Source organism: Pseudomonas sp. CFBP 13711, assembly GCF_014842265.1.
Classification (GTDB): domain Bacteria; phylum Pseudomonadota; class Gammaproteobacteria; order Pseudomonadales; family Pseudomonadaceae; genus Aquipseudomonas.
Window position 1 is genome coordinate 139,639 of the sequence record NZ_JACYVI010000016.1, and the last position, 20,265, is coordinate 159,903.

The following is a 20,265-nucleotide window of genomic DNA, read 5'->3' on the forward strand; positions in this document are numbered from 1 at the left end:
CGAGCTTAGTTGGTTTTGGCCGGGGCAGATGGGCTCTCGGCTGGCGCACTGTCCGCAGGTTTTTTCGCCTCCGAATCATCCGGATCCGCAGCGTCGGTGCCTGGCTTCAGGCCTGCCGGCTTGATCTTGTTGCGCGTGACGGCAGGCTGGTCGCGCTCGGTGACGTCAAAGCGCAGCACACCAATCATCTGCCCGTCCTCAGTGAGCACCCTCACCTGCCATTTACCCAACACGTCCGGCGGAAAATTCTGTTTGTGCGTCCAGGCCCGGTAGCCTTCCTCACGACCGCCCTTGATGTCTAGAGCAATGCGCTCTATTTCCTCGCCGTTATGGCGCCACACATGATAAATCCGTTCATTCAGGCCGCGCGGGGCGTTGATCGAGGTGTAGGCGTAGAGCCCGGCGCTGCGCAGCTGGTTGACGCCGATCTCCTGAATGCTCTCGCCGGGGGTGCGATTCTGGTTATCGAAGCGCGTGCTGATCGCCGCCTCGGTCAGCCAGAGCGTCGCCGGCGGCACCCAGAATCGCGCCATCCAGCCCACCCCTCCGATGGCCAGTGTCATGGCCACCACACCGAGGCCGCGTTTCCAGTTGTTGATCGGGTAGCCCGATGCCAGGCTCGGGAACGACAGCAGCATCGCAATGCCCAGTGCCAGCTTGTAGCTCTCGGCCGTGGTCAGGTGAACGATGATCGGCAGCGCCGTGAGCAGTGCGGCGAACAGCGTCAGGGTATGCAGGGCCATGAACAGCCAGCGGCGCGGCGCCAGCCATTTGTAGTACAGCGGGTCGATGATCGAAATCAGGCCTGCCGCCCCGAGCAGCCCGGTGAACGCCAGCTGGCCGCTGTACCACGTGGTGGTGACGAAGAAGAACGGCAGTACGAAAAACAGGCTTTCCTGATGAATCATCTGAGTGCCGTAGCGCAATAGCGGCTGCGGGATCTCGCGTTTGAACAGCTTCGCGAACAGGGCGACGGCGCTGTTTTCAACCATCAGCCAGATCCAGCTCACCAGCAGAATGACCGCAATCCAGGTCGCCAGCTTGGCCTGGCGATCCACCAGAATGAAGCTGCCGATGCCTGAGCAGAACCCGAAGAACGCAATCAGCCCGGGGTAGCGCTTGATGAACTCCAGCACGCGCTGTACCAGCGAGTGCTGAATGATTGCGTTAATGTCTGGCATCTCGGGGCGTCGCTCTTCGTGGGTGAGTCTTGGTGTTGGAGTATGGATGTACGGAGCTGGGTGTATAAAAAATAACCAAGCCGGACTGCGCCCACTTCGTCGAAATATTGAAACGCCAAGCGCCTCGCTTACAACGGTCTCTTCTTGTATACCCGCCACCGCCAGAGGATCAGCAACGCCACCAGTGCCGTCAGAAGGCATCCGACTGCGTACAGCTCGTCGTAGCTGAGCAGTGGCTCCTCAACGCGAAGATACCCGGGTTGCGCCAGCAATTGACGCATCGCCTGATTGGCCAGATCCAGACTCACGCCTCGGGTCCTCTTGGCCGGATCCTCAAAGCGGCCATCATCGTAATCATTCAGCGCACCCCAGTAATAGTCGGCCAACGCGCTGTTGCCTTGAACCGCCCAGGCCTGCCTGGCAATGGACGCCTGCTGTAGCCGCGCAAAGGTCGCCGGGTCCATGCCTTCCTTGCGCAGCCGCTGGAGCATCGAGCGTACCGCCGCCGTGGCCGAATCGACGTCTTCGCGGTTGAGATCAGCGTTCAGGCTGAGAAAACCGGTGTCCCCAAATGCTTCGCGATCGGCCCATGGCCCGTAGGAATAACCCTTGTCCAGACGCAGTTCGCTGTACAGCGCCCAGTCCAGATACGCTTTCACCAGATCCCAGGTTTCATCGTGCTGCTCGCCCATGTCTGGCTCGGGGAACAGCAGATGCAGCTTCGCGCCATCGCCCAACGCGCCCCGCACTAGCGTGCGCTCAGGATCGGCCTTTTCAGTGATCGAGCGCAGCGGCGGATGTTCCGTCGGATCCACCGCATTGAGCTGACCGAAGGTGCGCTCAAGGTAGGCAGGCAGCAGTTTGTCGAGGTCGCCCACGATAATCAGCGTCATGTTGTTGGAGGCGTACCAGTTGTCGTGGATATTCTCGATCTGCTCCAGCGTCAGGTGATCGACCTCAGGCCGCTCCGGGCACTTGAGGCCAAGCTCCACGGCAAGCTGGCTGCTGGCGCCGTGGCCCAGATCGCGTTTGTCCAGCCAGCGTTGCAAGTGCGAATAATGGCCCCCGTCTTCACGAGCGACGATGCGCTTGGCGGTGTCCAGATTGGCTTGATTGATTTGCGTGTGGGTCAGCAGATTGAGCAGCAGGTCAAGCACCTTGCGCTGATTCTGCGCCGGCGCCTCGATGACAAAGGTGGTGTCGGTGTTGCTGGTGAACGCGTTCCACTCACCGCCCAACGCCTGCATCTGCTGCTCTAGGCCGCCCTCACCGCTGTTGTCGATCCCGCTGAACAGCAGATGCTCAAGCAGGTGCGGCAGTTCTTTGTCTTCGCATTTGAAGTCATCGAAGCCAATACCCACGACCAGGCGGATAGCGACATGACCTTTGTCCGCAGGCTTGAGCAGCAACTGCAAACCGTTGGGCAGCACGTAGCCCTCGACCTGAAACCGGTCGAGGGCCATGGAAGAAAGGGATGTCAGAACCAGACAAACGAACAGCAGGCAACGCATAAAAACGGGCTTCCTTGCGGGCCGGTATGTGTAACAGACTTCGCAGAGGCCCCTGCGTTCACCACGATTAATCCGCGTTGCCCTCGCTGGACAAGGCGCCTGTGTCGGTGGTTTCAAGGACCGCGTAGGCGCTGCTGCAGAACAGCGAGTTCAGGCGTTTCATGTCGGAAATCAGCTCGAGGTGCAGAGAACTGGTCTCGATACTCTGCACGATCTTGCGTTGCAGTCTGCTGACATGGGCGTGGGCCAGCCGCCGCTCCTGTGCCCGAAAACGACGTTTCTCGCGCAACAGCTGGCGCGCGCTTTCCGGGTCACCGCTGAGGAAGACCGACAGGCCAAGACGCAGGTTCGCCATCAGTTGCTCGTGCAGCCCTGAGAGTTCTTCCAGGCCGACGTCGGAAAACGACCGTCGCTGCGACGTTTTCTGCTGCTGGACCTTGCGCAGCATGCGCTCGATCAGCCCGCTGGCCAGCTCCAGATTGATCGCCAGCTCGATGATCTCGGCCCAACGGCGATTGTCCTGATCGCTGAGGTCGTCGCGGGGCATTTGCGCCAGGTACAACTTGATGGCGTTATAAAGCACCTCGACATCGTCGTTGAGCCGACGTACTTCCTGAGTGACCGCCGTCTGGTTGCCACGCAGCACTTCTTGCATGGCATTGAGCATGCTGTCGATCAGATCACCCATGCGCAAGGTTTCGCGCACCGCGTTTGCCAGCGCCAGGCTTGGCGTGGCGAGTGCGGTCAGGTCCAGATGGCGAGGCTTGGTCTGGCCGTTGATCTCGGCCTGCTGCGGCAGAATCGAAGCGCACAGGCGCCCCATCGGCCCCACCGTCGGCAGCATGATCAGGCAGCGCAGGGAGTTGTAGATGACATGAAAGCTGATGACCAGGCTCGACGGACTGACATTCAGCGTGTCCATCCACGCCACCAGCGGGGTCAGCACCGGGGTGATCAGCAGCAGGCCGATCAGCTTGTACAGCAGGCTGCCCAGCGCCACTTGCCGACCGGCGACGTTTTGCATGCTGGTGCTAAGGAACGCCAGCAGACCACTGCCGATGTTGGCGCCGATCACCAGCCCAATCGCCACCGGCAGGCTGATGATTTCCGCGCCTGCGAGGGTCGCCGTCAGCAGCACGGCCGCAAGGCTTGAGTAGGAAATCAGCGCGAACATGGCGCCGACCAATGCGTCGAGCAAGAGATCACCCGTCAGTGACGCAAACAACACCTTCACACCAGCAGCCTGGGTAATCGGCGCGGCGGCAGTGACGATCAGTTGCAAAGCGAGAATGATCAGGCCCAGGCCAATGCCGACACGACCCAATTGGCCCACACGGGTTTGTTTGCGCGACAGAAAGAAGATCACGCCCAGAAAGATCAGCAGCGGCGACAGCCACGACAGGTCGAACGTCAGTATTCGCGACATCACCGCTGTACCGACGTCGGCACCGAGCATGATGGCCAGCGCGGGCGTCAGGCCCATCAAGCCCTGGCCAACGAACGACGTCACCAGCATTGCCGTGGCGTTACTGCTCTGCACCAGCGCGGTGACGAGTATCCCCGCGACAAATGCCAGCGGGCGTTTGGACATGTTCTGGCCAATGACTCGGCGCAGCTGCGAGCCGTAGACACGCAGAATGCCGGTCCGAACGATGTGTGTGCCCCAGATCAACAGCGCGACGGCGGAAAGCAAATCGAGCAGGGTCAGCATACGGAGAGCCCCCTGTTGGTTGCCCATTGGGCAAAGTTAAAAGGTCCAGCGTGTAGCGAGCGTAAGCGCTTGAGGTGCATCGAACAGCGCGCTCAACTAAAGCTTTAGTCGGCCTGTGGCCTTAATGCCAGCATGGCACAGCGGATTATTTCTTGAAACAAATCTGTCATAAATCAGGTGTTTGAACGCCACACCTTTGCGCTCTGCCAATAAAAAACGGGGCATTCACAGCCCCGTTGTTTTCACGTCTGTGCGGCGGACGTTATTGACCCGGCACGTCCTTGTGAAGTTTCACAGGGTCCTGCATCGCACGTTTTTTAGCCATCGACGTGCGCATCTTGATGTTGATCGCTTCGACTGCCAGCGAGAACGCCATGGCGAAGTAGACGTAGCCCTTCGGCACATGCACATCGAATGACTCGGCAATCAGGACCGTACCGACGACGATCAGGAACGACAGCGCCAGCATTTTCAGCGACGGGTGCTTCTCGATGAAGTCGCTGATGACGCCCGCGCATAGCATCATGATCAGCACCGCCACGATGATCGCCGCCACCATCACCGGTACGTGGGACACCATGCCGACAGCAGTGATGACCGAGTCCAGCGAGAATACGATGTCGATGATTGCAATCTGAATGATGGTGTACAGAAACATGCCGCCCTTGCCTTTCGGCTCGTCCAGCGTCTCTTCTTCGCCTTCCATGCCGTGGTAGATCTCTTGCGAGCTCTTCCACAACAGAAACAGGCCACCGAAAAACAGAATCAGGTCGCGTCCGGAAATGCCCTGGCCCCAGACCACGAACAGGTCGTCGGTGAGGCGCATGACCCAGGTGATCGACAGCAGCAGCAGAATCCGCGTCACCATCGCCAGCGCCAGGCCGAAGATACGGGTGCGCGGCTGCATTGCCTTGGGCATGCGGCTGACCAGGATCGAGATCATGATGATGTTGTCGATGCCCAGCACGATTTCCAGGGCGGTCAGCGTGAAGAAAGCAACCCAGATCTCAGGGTTGGTCAGCCATTCCATTACGTATTCCTTTGAGCGTTCGTTTTCCCTCCGGCACGGTTGCGCCAGAGGGAGCGTTGAGTTGCGTTTATAGGCTGCTGAAGAACGGGAAGATTCCCATCAGCAGCGCGGCGATCAGAATGCACACGCACACCAGCACGGCCCATTTGAGGGTAAAGCGCTGGTGATCCCCGAATTCGATGCCCGCCAGTGCTACCAGCAGATACGTCGACGGCACCAACGGACTCAACAGGTGGACGGGCTGGCCGACGATCGAGGCACGTGCCATTTCCACCGGGCTGATGCCGTAATGCGAAGCGGCTTCGGCCAGTACCGGCAGCACGCCATAGTAGAACGCGTCGTTGGACATGAAGAAGGTGAACGGCATGCTGACCACCGCTGTGATCACGGCCAGATAAGGGCCCATCGCTTCAGGGATCACGGCCAGCAGGCTCTTCGACATCGCGTCGACCATTCCGGTGCCGGACAGGATACCGGTAAAGATCCCCGCAGCAAAAATCAGTCCGACCACTGCCAGCACGCTGCCGGCGTGGGCAGCGACGCGGTCTTTCTGTGCTTGCAGGCACGGGTAGTTGACGATCATGGCGATACTGAACGCAATCATGAACAGCACCGGCAGCGGCAACAGGCCCATGATCAGTGCCACCATCAGCGCCAGCGTCAGTGCGGCGTTGAACCAAATCAGCTTGGGACGGCGGGCTTCAGGAAACTGGGAAACGCTGATGTCGCTGTGATCGCCTTCGTCACCGGGCAAGTGCAGTTCGCCCAGGCGCGCACGTTCACGTTTGCCGTAGAAGTAGGCAATCACCAGAATCGCCACAACGCCCGCCAGCATCGCCGGAATCATAGGCACAAAGATGTCGGATGGATCGACATGCAGGGCACTCGCCGCACGCGCGGTCGGGCCGCCCCATGGGGTCATGTTCATCACGCCGCCGGCCAGAATGATCAGGCCCGCCATGATGCGCGGGCTCATGCCCAGACGGCTGTACAGCGGCAGCATGGCGGCCACGCAGATCATGTACGTCGTGGCGCCATCACCGTCCAGCGAGACAACCAGCGCCAGCACCGCTGTACCGACCGACACTTTGACGGGGTCGCCTTTCACCAGCTTGAGGATCTTGCGCACGGCCGGGTCGAACAGCCCGGAGTCGATCATCAGCGCGAAATAAAGGATGGCGAACATCAGCATCACGCCCGTTGGCGCAAGTTTGGTGATGCCGGCCAGCATCATCGGGCCGATTTCGGAGGCAAAACCACCGAACAGAGCGAAAACAATAGGAACGATGATCAAGGCAATCAGCGCTGACAGGCGCTTGCTCATGATCAGGTACATGAAGGCGACGACCATGGCGAAGCCGAGGAAGGTCAACATAGCAATACTCCAGCGTTACGCGGCGGGGAACGGACGAGACGAATCGATCAGCTCAAAACGAGCGGCGCGTGGAGTCGGGGATTACGGAGGGGGTACTGCAGGGCACATGCAAGCATCGGGAATCACCTAATTGTTGTTGTAGATGGGCCGGAGAACGTCAAGCGCGTTCGTCCTGGCCGACCGGTCTGTCGCCGGCGGTGAGGGGATGCTAAACGGGGAAGCTTTCAGCCAGCTTTCGTTGCACTTCTGAAGTTGACGAGCGGGAGTTTGAGTTATCGACCCCAGGATGCGGTCAGACCCCTACATAACCTGGAGATTGCTCATGAGTGAATTGCATACCGGCGGATGCCATTGCGGCAATCTGCGTTACCAGATCGATGGGCCCGTGGATGACGTTGCCCACTGCCACTGTACGATTTGTCGGCGCACGTCAGGGGGGATCGTCATGACGTGGACCAGCGTGCCGGTCGAGGCTTTCAAATGGTTGGCGGGAAGTCCGACCCCCTATGATTCAGGGCCGACGTGCGTCAGGTATTTTTGCAATAACTGTGGGGCGCAGGTCGCGCTGTTCAGCCGCAACAGCCCGGAGACTATGGACGTGACTATCGCCACCCTTGATCGCCCGGAGCTCACGCCTGCCGATCGGCATATCTGGACCGACAGCCGCCTGCCCTGGCTGCACCTGGACGAGCATCTGCCGGGTGAGCCTGGGGAAACTGACTGAATCATCGCGGGGCGTGCAGTTGCGCAACGATCAAGGCAGCTCCAGGCCGCCGGCTGCTTTGTGCAATGCCCGCAGGTGATCACCGACCTGCTTGAGATTGTCTTCGGTCGCAGCAATCTCGGCGGCGCGGTCGGGATCAAGCAGCGCCCTCACCTCTTTATCCAGATCACCGCTGAGCCGCTGCAGTTGTTTCTGGCGCTGGCTACTTTCGTCTTCCAGACGCTGCCACTCGCCCTCCTGCGGCAGACCGTAGCCGCCGCTGCCGAGCAATTCCGCCGGGCGACTCAGGAATCCGCTGTTGGCCAGAATGTCCTGCAATGTGCCGGTCGCCTTGGAGACGCCGTTATCCTTTTGCTCCACAGCACTGAGGTAGCGCTGCTTGACCTCATCCTGCGCGAGCAATAACTGACGACGCAGCCCGGCCTGTTCCAGCAGCAGCATTGCCGCGCTGGTACGCAGGTCAGCCTGAGCGAAATACGGACGCCGTTCCTGCGGCGTCAGTGCCAGCCAATCTTCAACGGTGGTCTGCTTGACGTTGGTGGTCTTGCGCAGCACATCGAACATCGCCTGATAACGGTCGCGGTACGAGTCGAAGCGGTAGCCCATGCGCAGCGCCTTCTTGGGATCGTCCAGCACGCTGGTATCCGCCAGCCCCCTGCCCTTCAGCACTTCCAGCAGCCCGTTGGGCATGATGCTGTCCAGCCCGACAAGCCGCGGATCGTTCGTGCCGCTGCGCAGCAGCTTCAGGTTTTCCACCGCGCAGTTATTGGACAGGAACCAGTAATCCCCGTCATAGGCCCAGTGCATCTCGGCTGCGTGCTGAACCAGACCGTTGATCTCCTCACGGGAGAGTTTCAGCGGGACCGAGGCCAGGCCACGCAGTTCGGTCTTGGTGTACTCATCGATCACCTGACCCAGTGGCAGGACAAACAGGCGCGACGGATACTTGCCGGTCAAGCCGCTCCAGCTGGACAGCTGCAGATCATTGACGAACGCGCGATACGACAGCACCAAGTGCTGATCCAGGTCCAGCCGGCAGTCAGGGCCGCGTGGGCGACCGGGCTTGCAGATCACCAGCCGCAGCATGCTGTGACCCCAACGGCTCGCCAGATTCTGGTTGGCCTCAGCCAGCAGGTAATCGACCTCATACACCCGCTCGGGGTCGAGCTTGCCCAGTGGCTCTCGGGCAAAGTCGTTACCGGCGTTGAGATAAGGATAGGACGTCGGGCACTGATCCTTCGTCGCTGGCGCCCAGTCGAACCGAGCCTTGTAATAGTCGTACAGCGCCGGACGGCGGCAGGCGTAGGCCGGATCGAGGAGGAAGTACTCCATGTTCACCGCAACGAATTCCAGCGGGCTGCTGATTTCGTAGATATCCGGGCTGCGCGCGACCTGGCCATTGCGCTCTTCCCTGTCACCGCGGCGGCCGACGTACTGCGGCCATCCCGCCAGATCCAGAAGGCGCGGATCATCACTCAGCGTGAAACGTCGGTCGGTCTGCCCCCGGCAGCTGTCACGCAGGCCAACCTTCCCCACGCTCTTGCCCTGCCGGGCACACGCAACGATCAGCTTGCGGTCTTCAGGGGACCAGAGCTGCGCGTGATCATAAATATGGGTCAGCTCATGCAGGACCGTGGCGAGCATTTCCTCCCGCACGGTGCCGTGAGGACGGCTGGTTCGTGTCGTTGCGGCGCTGCCGTCGGTCAGGCCTGCGAGCAGGTGCTCATTCAGGTCCAGACGGTAGGGACCGTCTGCACGGCCGTAAGCATTGGACGGCATGTCGTCGGTCCAATGCACTTCCACCTTGCGATCAAGCTTGCTGACGAACAATGGCGGCAGGTGCGCCATGGCTTCGTCGAGCAATGTCTGGCTGGCCTTTTGTTGCGCAGGACTGAGCCCGTCGTTATGCAGCGACAGGCTGAGGTCGGCGAAGGCGCTCGTGCAAATCAGCGAGAGCGCCGACGTCAGCAGCCAGACAGCGAGGCGTTTCACAGTGCGAGGATGGCCTCGGCGAGGTCCTGATCACTGGCATTACGGGCTTCAGGCAGGCGGTCACGCAGTGTGATGAAGGCTGCGTCGAGCAGTGCGCCATGGATGTCACCGTTACTGGCGACATAGCTGGCGGCGTCGTCGCGCGCTTCGAGGACGAGTTTCCAGTTGCGCACGGATGAGGTGGTGTCGGAGGTGAAATCGATGCTGCGGCCGAGGGCGCGAACGACGATGTTACTGGTGGCCTTCAGGGTTTGTGCCTGTGCCATATCAGTCAGCAAGAGCAGGCCAAGGGCGGCAGCGATCAACGGGGTACGCATGGAACGTCTCCAAAATACGGTAGTTACAAAAAAAGTGACTATTGGACGAGGATTGCCTGCGCCAGTTCAAGGTCGCTTGCATGAAGTTTTGGGCGGGTTTGACGCAGGTACGCCAGCGCAGACTCCAGCCGTGCTCCTCGCAGTTGGCCGTCACTGGCGACAAACACTGCAGCATCATCCTGGGCGGCAATTATCAACTTGCTATCGAAAGGCCCTGTCGTCACCTGGCTGGTGGCGTATCCGGTTTTGACCAGGCTTTGTATTGTCACGTCGAACGCCAGAACCTGAGTTGAAATACTCAAGGCTGCGGTGACGGCAAGCACGAGGCGAGACAACGAATGCATGGCTATTCAGGGCTGTTCAGGTTCTGCGAAAACGGGTCGCAAGGCTAGCGCAACATCCGGTTCAGAGCTAGTGCAAAGACCCAGGCGTGTGCTGGAGAACCTGTCTGGAAGCTGAATCAGATGGCAAGGATTGCTTGGGCGAGTTGCGCGTCCGACGCTTGCAGGCCCGGTGCAACCTCGCGAATGTGTTGCAAGGCGCCCTGTAGCTTCACGCCTCGGATCTCGCCTTCGCTGGCAACGAAGCTTGCGGCGTCGTCGCGGGCGGCCAGAACGATCTTGTCATCGTGGAAGGAGGACGAAATTTTAGACGTGGCGTTGGACGAAGCATCGAGCGCACGGACGATGGTGTCCGTTGTAACCACAAAGCTGGAAGCCTGGGCTCCGGTGGCAGCGACTATCAGGAAAGCGGCACTCAACAGGCGAACGCGAGACATACAGGCACTCCAAAATAACGGGATTCGAAAACCACAGACGCATAAATCGGTAAGCTCGGCGAGAGCTGTCTTGTGACTGCGTGGTCAAGGTGGCGCAAGATTAGCTTATAAGCGGGCTGCCGAACTATCCCGGCCTTGTGCCAGTCGCCGCTACGTAACTCTATATGTGCCGCAATTACCCGTGATCGTTGGACTGTAATGGGATTTGCTGAGTTGCGTAAAACTGTACTGGTCGGCCCTTAGCGTGGTTTGCCCGACCCTAGAACGACAAAACCCGCCAGCAGTGACCTGCTGACGGGTTTTGTTTGAACAATTCGGATTGCTGGTGAGAGGCGCTCGGCCTGGGACCAGCAGACGCTAACTTAGCGCCAGAACGGCTTGCTCAGCTCTTCGTAACGCTGGGATTCGCTGATACCGGCGTCAGCCAGCAAACGTGCATCCAGGCGAGCCAGTTGATGGCGGCTGGACAGACGACGCTGCCAGAGCATCAGGTTGGCGAACATGCGCAGCGGCAACGAGGCTTGTGCGGTTTTTGCGGTGTCTTCGTAGAACAATTCGGAACTGACGGTGCGTTCCATGATGCTTCTTCCTTCCGCTTGTGGCGGGATTAGAGATTGACTTGATTGGTGACAATATTCCTCTCATTGCCCGTCTCTCTCTAGACACAGTTCATTTGTATTGTGCTGCTCCAGTTAACTGTTAATCACCACTGTTTTGTTCGGAAGTGGGGCAACTGTACGGGTCTGCACCAGAAGTGTGCTTTTTTGTCAGTTGGGCCAGTCATTTCCCATTAGAAGTACGTGAAATCACCCGTACAGCAGTACAGTTTTTGCAGAATTTGCGTTCAGGTTGCTAGCTGTGACGACGAAAGGTCGTCGCCACTGACAAACTGTGTCTTCAGATCGCCAACATGCGGCCGGTTTCTTCCAGGTTTAGGTGCCAGCTGAGTGCATCACGCAGCACATGCGGTGTGTGACCGCCAATTGCACAGGCGCGGCGGAAGTAGTCATTCAGCGCCTCGCGATAGGCCGGATGCACACAGTTGTCGATGATGACCCGGGCGCGCTCGCGGGGTGCCAGGCCTCGCAGGTCTGCCAGTCCGATCTCGGTGACCAGAATGTCTACATCGTGTTCGGTATGGTCTACGTGGCTGACCATTGGCACCACGCTTGAAATGGCTCCGGCTTTGGCAATGGACTTGGTCACGAAAATGGCGAGATGGGCGTTGCGGGCGAAGTCGCCTGACCCGCCTATCCCGTTCATCATCCGTGTGCCGCCCACGTGAGTGGAGTTGACGTTCCCGTACAGGTCGAACTCCAGGGCAGTGTTGATACCAATGATGCCCAGGCGGCGGACGACCTCCGGATGGTTCGAGATTTCCTGGGGGCGCAGTAACAGTCTGGATCTGTACTGCTCCAGATTGTCGTAGACCGCAGAGTGCTTGCGCTCGGACAACGTCATGGAACAGCCCGAAGCGAAATCCAGCTTGCCCGCCTCGAACAGATCGAACGTCGAGTCCTGCAGCACTTCCGAATACATGGTCATGCCGTGAAAGGGTGAATCGATCAGCCCGGTCATGACGGCATTGGCGATCGTACCTACCCCCGCCTGCAGCGGCATGAGCTGATTGGTCAGTCGGTTCAGCCGCACTTCGCCTTTGAAGAACTCGACCAAGTGGCCCGCGATAGCCTGAGTGTCAGTGTCTGCCGGCAACACAGTCGACGGCGAGTCGGGTTGATTGCTGATCACGATGCCGACGATCTTGGCCGGATCAATCTTCACGGCCTGACTGCCGATTCGGGTATCGGTCTTGAGCACCGGGATCGGCAGGCGTGTTGGCCGGTAGGTGGGTATATAGATGTCGTGCAGCCCTTCGAGCTCCATGGGTTGGGCAAGGTTGATCTCGATAATCACGTGTTCGGCAAGAATGGCGAAGCTCGCCGAGTTGCCGACTGACGTGCTGAGCACCAGATGTCCCTCTTCGGTGATTGCTACGCATTCGATCACGGCGATGTCCACGGCCTTGATCTGGCGATTGCGCAGCTGCTCGACGGTGTCCGACAAGTGCTGGTCAATGAACATCACGGTGCCGTCGTTGATGGCCTTGCGCAGGGTGCTGTCGACCTGAAACGGCATGCGGCGGGAGAGCACGCCGGCCTCGGTCAGTTGCTTGTCCAGATCGTTGCCCAGGCTGGCGCCCGTTATCAGGCTGATCTTCAGCGGAACTGTTTTGGCGCGTTCGGCCAGCGCCTGAGGCACGGCCTTGGCTTCGCCGGCGCGGGTGAAGCCGCTCATGCCGACGGTCATGCCGTCCTTGATCAAGGAAGCGGCGTCGGCCGCGCTCATTATCTTGCTCATCAGCGAGGGCAGACGGATTCGTTCACGGTGCATGTTGTTTAATCTCATGACAAAGATGCGTGAGCGAAGTCTAGAGATTTGAGGAGCGTTCGTCCCGCTACCAAGGTCGCACTAAAGGCTCTAATTAGCGCCTTTGCGCGAGAAACACTTTTACCCGGGCTGTAAAAAACCCTCGGCCATCACCTGCGCCGAGGGTTGTTTCATCGCGAGTTGCAGCGATTATTCGATCGCTTTGACCATGTCCTCGATGACCTTTTTGGCGTCACCAAAGACCATCATGGTTTTGTCCAGGTAGAACAGTTCGTTATCCAGGCCTGCATAGCCGCTGGCCATGGAGCGCTTGTTGACGATGATGGTCTTGGCCTTGTACGCCTCGAGAATCGGCATGCCGGCAATCGGCGACTTGGGATCGTTTTTCGCCGCCGGATTGACCACATCATTGGCGCCCAGCACCAGGACGACGTCCGCCTGACCGAACTCGGAGTTGATGTCCTCCATCTCAAACACTTGATCGTAAGGCACCTCGGCTTCCGCCAGCAGCACGTTCATGTGCCCCGGCATCCGGCCGGCCACCGGGTGGATCGCGTACTTCACCGTAACACCCGCGTGGGTCAGCTTTTCGGTCAGCTCTTTCAGCGCGTGCTGCGCTCGAGCAACCGCCAGCCCGTAACCCGGCACGATGATTACGGTGTCGGCGTTGGTCAGCAGGAAGGTTGCATCGTCAGCCGATCCCGATTTAACCGGACGGGCTTCCTTGCTGCCGCTCGTAGCACCGGCATCCACTGCGCCACCGAAGCCGCCGCCGATCACGTTGAAGAACGAGCGGTTCATTGCCTTGCACATGATGTACGACAGAATCGCGCCGGAGGAGCCGACCAGAGAGCCGGCGATGATCAGCATCGAGTTGTTCAGCGAGAAGCCAATACCCGCCGCTGCCCAGCCCGAGTAACTGTTGAGCATCGACACCACAACCGGCATGTCTGCGCCACCAATCGGGATAATCAGCAGCACGCCAATCACGAACGCCAGGATCAGCATGACGCTGAACGCGAACAGGCTACCCGTCAGCATGAACGTGATGCCGAACAGCAGCGTCGCCAGACCCAGAACCAGATTGAGCTTGTGCTGACCGGCAAACTGCACCGGTGCGCCCTGGAACAGGCGGAACTTGTATTTGCCCGACAGCTTGCCGAAGGCGATGACCGAACCGGAGAACGTAATCGCCCCGATCGCCGCGCCCAGGAACAACTCCAGACGGTTGCCCGCAGGAATCGGATCGCCCAAGTGGTGAACGATGCCCAGCGACTGTGGCTCGACCACCGCAGCGATGGCGATGAACACGGCTGCCAGACCAATCATGCTGTGCATGAAGGCGACCAATTCCGGCATCTTGGTCATCTCGACGCGCTTGGCCATGATCGAACCGGCAGTACCGCCGACCAGCAGACCGATAAGGATGTAGCCAATGCCTGCGCTGGCGCCGTCGGTAGATAGCGCAGCCAGTTTGAACACCAGTCCGATCGTAGTCAGAACAGCCAGGCCCATGCCGAGCATGCCGAACAGGTTGCCTCGGCGCGAGGTGGTTGGGTGAGACAAGCCCTTCAGCGCCTGGATGAAGCAGATCGCTGAGACGAGGTACAGCAAGGTGACGAGGTTCATGCTCATTACTTGGCCACCTCGTCTTTTGCCTTGGGCGCTTTCTTTTTGAACATCTCAAGCATCCGCCGGGTGACCAGAAAACCGCCGAAGACGTTAACGGCCGCCAGCGCAACGGCCAGGGTGCCCATGGTTTTGCCCAGTGGCGTCACTGTTAGCGCGGCGGCAAGCATGGCGCCGACGATGACGATGGCCGAGATAGCGTTCGTGACTGCCATCAGGGGCGTGTGCAGTGCAGGCGTCACGTTCCAGACCACGTGGTAGCCGACGTAAATGGCCAGCACGAAGATGATCAGGTTGTAGATACCGGGTGAGATGAACTCTTCCATTATTTTTATCCTCAGCCGTTCTTGCGGATGACTTGGCCATCGCGGCACATAAGGCACGCGGCAACGATGTCGTCTTCGAGGTTGATCTGGAACTGGCCTTCCTGGGTGAAGAGCAGCTTCATGAAGTCCAGCAGGTTGCGGGCATAAAGAGCAGACGCATCCGCCGCGACCATGGCGGGCAGATTCGTGTGGCCAACGATGGTCACGCCATGCTCGACCACCACTTGGTCGGCTACCGTCAGAGGGCAGTTGCCGCCCTGCGCTGCCGCCAGATCGATCACCACCGAGCCGGGCTTCATCTGCGCGACCGTTTCAGCGCTTAACAGCACCGGAGCCTTGCGACCGGGAATCAGCGCCGTGGTAATCACGATGTCCGCCTGTTTGGCGCGCTCATGAACGGCCACAGCCTGACGCTGCATCCAGCTGGCCGGCATCGGGCGGGCGTAACCGCCGACGCCCACGGCAGCTTCCCGCTCCTCGTCAGTCTCGTAGGGCACGTCAACGAACTTGGCCCCTAGCGACTCGATCTGCTCCTTCACCGCTGGACGTACGTCCGAGGCTTCAATGACCGCACCCAGTCGTTTGGCAGTGGCGATGGCCTGCAGCCCCGCAACCCCCGCTCCGAGAATCAGCACGCGCGCTGCTTTCACTGTACCGGCCGCTGTCATCAGCATGGGCATGAAGCGCGGATAGTGCTGCGCCGCCAACAGCACAGCCTTATAGCCAGCGATGTTGGCCTGGGAAGACAGCACGTCGAGGCTTTGCGCGCGAGAGGTGCGTGGCGCGGCTTCGAGGGCAAAAGCGGTGATACCGCGTTCAGCCAGCTTGGCGATCATGTCGTTATTGAAAGGGTTGAGCATCCCGACCACCACTGCGCCGCTTTTGATCAGCGGCAACTCGGCGTCGTTGGGAGCGGAGACCTTGAGGATGAGTTCAGCGCCGAACGCATCGGCGGCGCTGCCCATTAATGCACCTGCCGCCTCATAAGCACTGTCGGTCACGCTCGCCGCAATGCCCGCGCCGTTCTGCACAGTCACGGTGTGGCCTTGGGCGACGAGCTTTTTGATGGTTTCGGGAGTGGCGGCGACCCGGGTTTCACCAGGCTGGGTTTCGAGGGGGACTCCAATGTGCACGTCAAATCTCCTGCGTGATCTTATTGTCTTAATTAGGCCAGCGCGCTACGGCCCGAGGGCTGGGATTGCGATCACTACGCCCGTTAAAACAGCCGGGCGCGGCATTTTGCAGGGGATGCCAGAGGCCTTCAAGGGTTTCTGTAACTGAACGAAAAATGTACTACAAGTCACCCCGTGACCGATTGACGCACAAAACCGATTAAGTCATTGATACCAGACGCATTTTCATGGTTACGGTTTCTCACAACCGTGGTAAGGCAAAATTTCTAAAATGAATCGAAATCAGGCTGTAGAGCGCTATTTGTATGACTATTGGGATAACGCGAGCACAAAGAAGCGTGTGTCGCAAATGCGACAAATCAAGATATATGTAGGTTTTAGGATCTTCGTACTACACGGAAACGTGCGTGTTGTGGATAGGCATTCAGGGCAGGGAGTAGGTCTTGGCCTGCTGAATCAGCCAGTCACGAAACGCCTTCAGCGACGCTGATTCCGTTTTGCGCTCCGGAATCATCAAGTAATAGGCCTTTGAGCTTGAGAGCTGGTGAGGGTTGGCAATCACCAGGCGTTTTTCGGCCAGTTCATGCTGAATAAGAAATGGTGGTATGAGCGCCACACCCATGTCGTGCATGGCTGCCTGAGCGAGCATGGAAAATAGCTCGTATCGGGGACCTGTCATGTCGCGAGCCACCCCCATGTCCAGCGAGTTGAACCACTGCCGCCAGGCGTAGGGCCGAGTGGTTTGCTGGAGCAGCGGCATCTCGGCCAACTCTTGAGCGCTGATGCTGTGCCGTGCCCCAAGCAGTGCCGGACTGCAGACCGGCATGGGATTTTCGCCCATCAGTCTGTGGGACTCGGTACCAGACCAATCAGCATCACCGAAGTAGATAGCTGCGTCGAATTCGGTATCGGCAAACAAAAACGGTCGCGTGCGGTTGGTCAGGTTGATAGTGACGTCAGGGTGGTTCTTCTGAAAATCCTTTAGGCGTGGCAGTAACCATTGCGTGCCAAAGGTGGGCACTACCGCCAGTTCGATCACATTGACGCCCTGATGACCCATCACTGACAGCGTGTCGCGTTCAACAGCGTCAAGTTGCGTTGCGATGCGCCGGCTGTAGGAAAGGCCAGCCTCAGTAAGCTTCACACCCCGTCGCGAACGTCGGAACAGGCCGACATTCAAGAACTCTTCCAGGCTCGCGACCTGACGGCAGATCGCGCTCTGGGTCAGAGAAAGCTCCTCAGCCGCCTTGGTGAAGCTCTCGTGCCGCGCGGCTGCCTCGAAGCTCACCAGCGCAGCGGTGCTTGGGATTTTACGACGCATGTACCTTTGCCTCACTCACAGCGACGGCCCGCTGGCACCGGCCGTGTCTCGGAGTGAGAAATTAACACAGGATGATGCGAAATCGTCGTTTGCTCGATCCAGGGTTCAGGCCTAGGCTCGCTTCATTACTTCTCCGGCAGGTCCGGAAGCGCATTTGGTGAGGAGAGAGTCATGAGCGGCAAGGCAAGTTTCAGTTGGATCGACCCCCTGTTGCTGGACCAGCAACTCACCGAAGAAGAGCGCATGGTTCGCGACAGCGCCGAGCAGTTCGCCAGGGACAAACTGGTACCGCGTGTGCTTGAAGCCTTCCGCCATGAAAAGACAGACCCGGCGATCTTTCGCGAGATGGGTGAGATAGGTCTTCTCGGCGCCACGATCCCGGAGCAGTACGGCGGCAGCGGTCTGAACTACGTGTGTTACGGCTTGATCGCTCGCGAAGTCGAGCGCGTCGATTCCGGTTATCGCTCGATGATGAGCGTGCAGTCCTCCCTGGTCATGGTGCCTATCAACGAATTTGGTACCGAAGCGCAAAAGCAGAAATACCTGCCAAAGCTTGCGTCCGGTGAATGGATTGGTTGCTTCGGCCTTACCGAACCCAATCATGGTTCGGATCCGGGCGCGATGATCACCCGTGCGCGGAGCGTCGAAGGCGGCTACCGTCTAACCGGCAGCAAAATGTGGATTACCAACAGCCCGATTGCCGATGTCTTTGTTGTCTGGGGCAAAGATGACGCTGGGGATATCCGCGGCTTCGTACTGGAAAAGGGCTGGCAAGGCCTGACTGCTCCGGCGATTCACGGCAAAGTCGGCCTGCGCGCTTCGATCACTGGCGAGATCGTGATGGACAACGTGTTTGTGCCGGAAGAGAACATTTTCCCGGACGTCCGCGGTCTTAAAGGTCCGTTCACGTGCCTGAACTCCGCCCGCTATGGCATTTCCTGGGGTGCCTTGGGGGCTGCCGAGTTTTGCTGGCACACCGCGCGTCAATACACACTGGATCGTCAACAGTTCGGCCGGCCGCTCGCTGCTAATCAGCTGATTCAGAAAAAGCTCGCTGACATGCAGACCGAGATCACGCTAGCGCTTCAAGGCTGCCTGCGTCTTGGCCGGATGAAAGACGAGGGCACTGCAGCGGTTGAAATCACCTCCATCATGAAGCGCAATTCCTGCGGCAAGTCGCTGGACATCGCGCGTATGGCGCGTGACATGCTGGGTGGCAACGGCATCTCTGATGAGTTCGGTATCGCCAGGCATCTGGTCAATCTGGAGGTGGTAAATACCTACGAAGGTACCCACGACGTCCATGCGCTTATCCTTGGTCGCGCGCAAACCGGCATCCAGGCCTTCTATTAAGGAGCCAGCAATGGGCGCGTTATCGCATTTGCGTGTGCTGGACTTGTCCAGGGTCCTCGCCGGCCCTTGGGCAGGGCAGATTCTGGCGGACCTCGGTGCCGAGGTGATCAAGATCGAGCGCCCGGGTAACGGCGACGACACGCGCGCGTGGGGGCCGCCCTTCCTGAAGGATCCGCGCGGAGAAAACACGTCTGAAGCTGCGTACTACCTCTCAGCCAACCGCAACAAACAGTCCGTCACCATCGACTTCACCCAACCCGAAGGCCAGAAGCTGGTCCGCGAACTGGCGGCGAAGTCCGATATCGTCATCGAGAACTTCAAGGTTGGCGGGCTGAAGGCCTACGGTTTGGATTACGAATCACTGCAACTGGAGAACCCCAGGCTCATCTATTGCTCCATTACCGGGTTCGGTCAGACGGGACCCTACGCCAAGCGAGCAGGTTACGACTTCATGATCCAGGGGCTTGGTGGGCTAATGAGCCTTACCGGTCGTCCCGAGGGGGAGGATGGCGCGGGACCGGTGAAGGTCGGCGTGGCGCTGACGGATATTCTGACGGGGCTGTATTCGACTTCTGCGATTCTTGCTGCTCTGGCGCATCGGGATCAGGGAGGGCCTGGTCAGCACATCGACATGGCGTTGCTGGATGTGCAGGTCGCCTGCCTGGCAAATCAGGCAATGAATTACCTGACGACGGGCGTATCGCCAAGGCGACTGGGTAATGCTCACCCGAATATCGTGCCCTACCAGGATTTTCCCACCGCCGATGGCGATTTCATTCTCACGGTGGGGAACGACAACCAGTTCCGCAAATTCGCGGAAGTGGCCGGGCAACCGCAGTGGGCCAGCGATCCGCGGTTTGCGAGTAATGAGCAGCGCGTGTCGCATCGTGCCGAGCTGATCCCGCTGATCCGGCAGGCCACCGTCTTCAAGACCACGGCTGAATGGGTCACGGCGTTGGAGGGGGCCGGCGTACCGTGTGGGCCTATTAACGATGTCGCCCAGGTGTTCGCAGATCCGCAGGTGCAATTCCGCGGTCTCCAGGTCGAGTTGCCTCATGCATTGGGCGGGACTGTTCCTCAGGTTGCCAGTCCGATCCGTTTATCTGCCACGCCTGTTGAATATCGGCGTGCGCCGCCGTTGTTGGGAGAGCACACACTGGAAGTTCTAACCGGATTATTAGGATTACCTGACGCTGAGGTAATTGCCTTGCGTCAGAGGGGCGTTCTCTAAGGGCTGGTGCTCTTGCAGGAGTCTTTAGCCGGTCTCTATATAAACAGAAGGAAGTGTCGGATTTCGTTAGGGTTTTGGCTTTTTCTCCAAAAGTTCAAATTAGGTGTTGACGCTCCTCTGGATCTGTCTATAATTCGCCCCACTTCCGGCGCAGAAGAAACGGAAAACTCCTTGATAATCAAAGAGTTGGACGAAGTAAGCAGCGAGGAATGCTTCGGTTCAGATGCTTGAATCGACAGCGGTGAAAAAGGCTGTTGACAGCAGA

19 protein-coding genes are annotated in these 20,265 nt (G+C 59.1%); 3 read left to right on the forward strand and 16 right to left on the reverse strand.

The genetic code is table 11. The features are described from left to right. Positions 1 to 5: 5 nt before the first annotated feature. The 5 genes from IFT47_RS24160 to IFT47_RS24180 all read right to left on the reverse strand — a co-directional run bounded on the left by IFT47_RS24160 (position 6) and on the right by IFT47_RS24180 (position 6,808). Positions 6 to 1,181 carry a DUF5924 family protein gene (locus IFT47_RS24160; protein ID WP_192174459.1) on the reverse strand — a complete coding sequence of 392 codons (1,176 nt, stop codon included), beginning with the start codon at positions 1,179 to 1,181 and terminating at the stop codon, positions 6 to 8. Between the two features lie 128 nt (positions 1,182 to 1,309). After that, positions 1,310 to 2,692 carry a M16 family metallopeptidase gene (locus IFT47_RS24165; RefSeq protein WP_192174460.1) on the reverse strand — a complete coding sequence of 461 codons (1,383 nt, stop codon included), beginning with the start codon at positions 2,690 to 2,692 and terminating at the stop codon, positions 1,310 to 1,312. Between the two features lie 67 nt (positions 2,693 to 2,759). After that, positions 2,760 to 4,403 (reverse strand): Na/Pi cotransporter family protein, encoded by a 1,644-nt coding sequence (locus IFT47_RS24170; RefSeq protein ID WP_192174461.1) that lies wholly within the window; start codon positions 4,401 to 4,403, stop codon positions 2,760 to 2,762. 262 nt (positions 4,404 to 4,665) lie between these two features. Further along, positions 4,666 to 5,433 (reverse strand): TerC family protein, encoded by a 768-nt coding sequence (locus IFT47_RS24175; RefSeq protein WP_192174462.1) that lies wholly within the window; start codon positions 5,431 to 5,433, stop codon positions 4,666 to 4,668. A gap of 67 nt (positions 5,434 to 5,500) precedes the next feature. Next, complete coding sequence (locus IFT47_RS24180) at positions 5,501 to 6,808, reverse strand: CitMHS family transporter (RefSeq protein ID WP_192174463.1); 1,308 nt, start codon at positions 6,806 to 6,808, stop codon at positions 5,501 to 5,503. 322 nt (positions 6,809 to 7,130) lie between these two features. Between IFT47_RS24180 and IFT47_RS24185 the strand changes: the two genes are divergently transcribed. Continuing rightward, a complete protein-coding gene (locus IFT47_RS24185; protein WP_192174464.1) occupies positions 7,131 to 7,532 on the forward strand; it encodes a GFA family protein in 402 nt (133 codons plus the stop codon). A 30-nt stretch (positions 7,533 to 7,562) separates the two neighbouring features. On the opposite strand, the gene IFT47_RS24190 is transcribed toward IFT47_RS24185, so the two are convergent. The 10 genes from IFT47_RS24190 to IFT47_RS24235 all read right to left on the reverse strand — a co-directional run bounded on the left by IFT47_RS24190 (position 7,563) and on the right by IFT47_RS24235 (position 17,416). Continuing rightward, positions 7,563 to 9,524: a DUF7844 domain-containing protein gene (locus tag IFT47_RS24190; RefSeq protein WP_192174465.1), complete on the reverse strand. Its 1,962-nt coding sequence runs from the start codon at positions 9,522 to 9,524 to the stop codon at positions 7,563 to 7,565. Continuing rightward, on the reverse strand, positions 9,521 to 9,841 hold the full coding sequence (locus IFT47_RS24195) for a DUF2388 domain-containing protein (protein ID WP_037017155.1): 321 nt from the start codon (positions 9,839 to 9,841) through the stop codon (positions 9,521 to 9,523). The genes IFT47_RS24190 and IFT47_RS24195 overlap by 4 nt, the downstream gene beginning before the upstream one ends. A 38-nt stretch (positions 9,842 to 9,879) precedes the next feature. After that, complete coding sequence (locus IFT47_RS24200; RefSeq protein WP_192174466.1) at positions 9,880 to 10,185, reverse strand: DUF2388 domain-containing protein; 306 nt, start codon at positions 10,183 to 10,185, stop codon at positions 9,880 to 9,882. 116 nt (positions 10,186 to 10,301) lie between these two features. Next, positions 10,302 to 10,619 (reverse strand): DUF2388 domain-containing protein, encoded by a 318-nt coding sequence (locus IFT47_RS24205; protein WP_133774179.1) that lies wholly within the window; start codon positions 10,617 to 10,619, stop codon positions 10,302 to 10,304. A 362-nt stretch (positions 10,620 to 10,981) separates the two neighbouring features. After that, the gene (locus IFT47_RS24210; RefSeq protein ID WP_093466716.1) at positions 10,982 to 11,197 is read right to left on the reverse strand and encodes a DUF1127 domain-containing protein; all 216 of its coding nucleotides are present in this window, start codon (positions 11,195 to 11,197) and stop codon (positions 10,982 to 10,984) included. A 319-nt stretch (positions 11,198 to 11,516) separates the two neighbouring features. Continuing rightward, positions 11,517 to 13,010 carry an acetyl-CoA hydrolase/transferase family protein gene (locus IFT47_RS24215; RefSeq protein ID WP_192174467.1) on the reverse strand — a complete coding sequence of 498 codons (1,494 nt, stop codon included), beginning with the start codon at positions 13,008 to 13,010 and terminating at the stop codon, positions 11,517 to 11,519. Positions 13,011 to 13,196: 186 nt separating this feature from the next. Beyond that, positions 13,197 to 14,642 (reverse strand): NAD(P)(+) transhydrogenase (Re/Si-specific) subunit beta, encoded by a 1,446-nt coding sequence (locus IFT47_RS24220; protein ID WP_192174468.1) that lies wholly within the window; start codon positions 14,640 to 14,642, stop codon positions 13,197 to 13,199. After that, complete coding sequence (locus tag IFT47_RS24225; RefSeq protein ID WP_065987890.1) at positions 14,642 to 14,962, reverse strand: NAD(P) transhydrogenase subunit alpha; 321 nt, start codon at positions 14,960 to 14,962, stop codon at positions 14,642 to 14,644. Before IFT47_RS24225 ends, IFT47_RS24220 begins: the two co-directional genes overlap by 1 nt. 11 nt (positions 14,963 to 14,973) lie before the next feature. Beyond that, positions 14,974 to 16,095 (reverse strand): Re/Si-specific NAD(P)(+) transhydrogenase subunit alpha, encoded by a 1,122-nt coding sequence (locus IFT47_RS24230; RefSeq protein ID WP_192174469.1) that lies wholly within the window; start codon positions 16,093 to 16,095, stop codon positions 14,974 to 14,976. Positions 16,096 to 16,519: 424 nt separating this feature from the next. Further along, positions 16,520 to 17,416 carry a LysR family transcriptional regulator gene (locus IFT47_RS24235; RefSeq protein WP_192174470.1) on the reverse strand — a complete coding sequence of 299 codons (897 nt, stop codon included), beginning with the start codon at positions 17,414 to 17,416 and terminating at the stop codon, positions 16,520 to 16,522. A gap of 171 nt (positions 17,417 to 17,587) precedes the next feature. On the opposite strand from IFT47_RS24235, the gene IFT47_RS24240 reads away from it, so the two are divergent. Next, positions 17,588 to 18,769 carry an acyl-CoA dehydrogenase gene (locus tag IFT47_RS24240; protein ID WP_192174471.1) on the forward strand — a complete coding sequence of 394 codons (1,182 nt, stop codon included), beginning with the start codon at positions 17,588 to 17,590 and terminating at the stop codon, positions 18,767 to 18,769. 10 nt (positions 18,770 to 18,779) lie between these two features. Then, complete coding sequence (locus tag IFT47_RS24245; RefSeq protein WP_192174472.1) at positions 18,780 to 20,000, forward strand: CaiB/BaiF CoA transferase family protein; 1,221 nt, start codon at positions 18,780 to 18,782, stop codon at positions 19,998 to 20,000. A gap of 35 nt (positions 20,001 to 20,035) precedes the next feature. Here the strand turns inward: IFT47_RS24245 and IFT47_RS27445 are convergent. Beyond that, positions 20,036 to 20,265: hypothetical protein (locus IFT47_RS27445; protein WP_206759207.1), on the reverse strand; the 230-nt coding region annotated here is incomplete at its 5' end.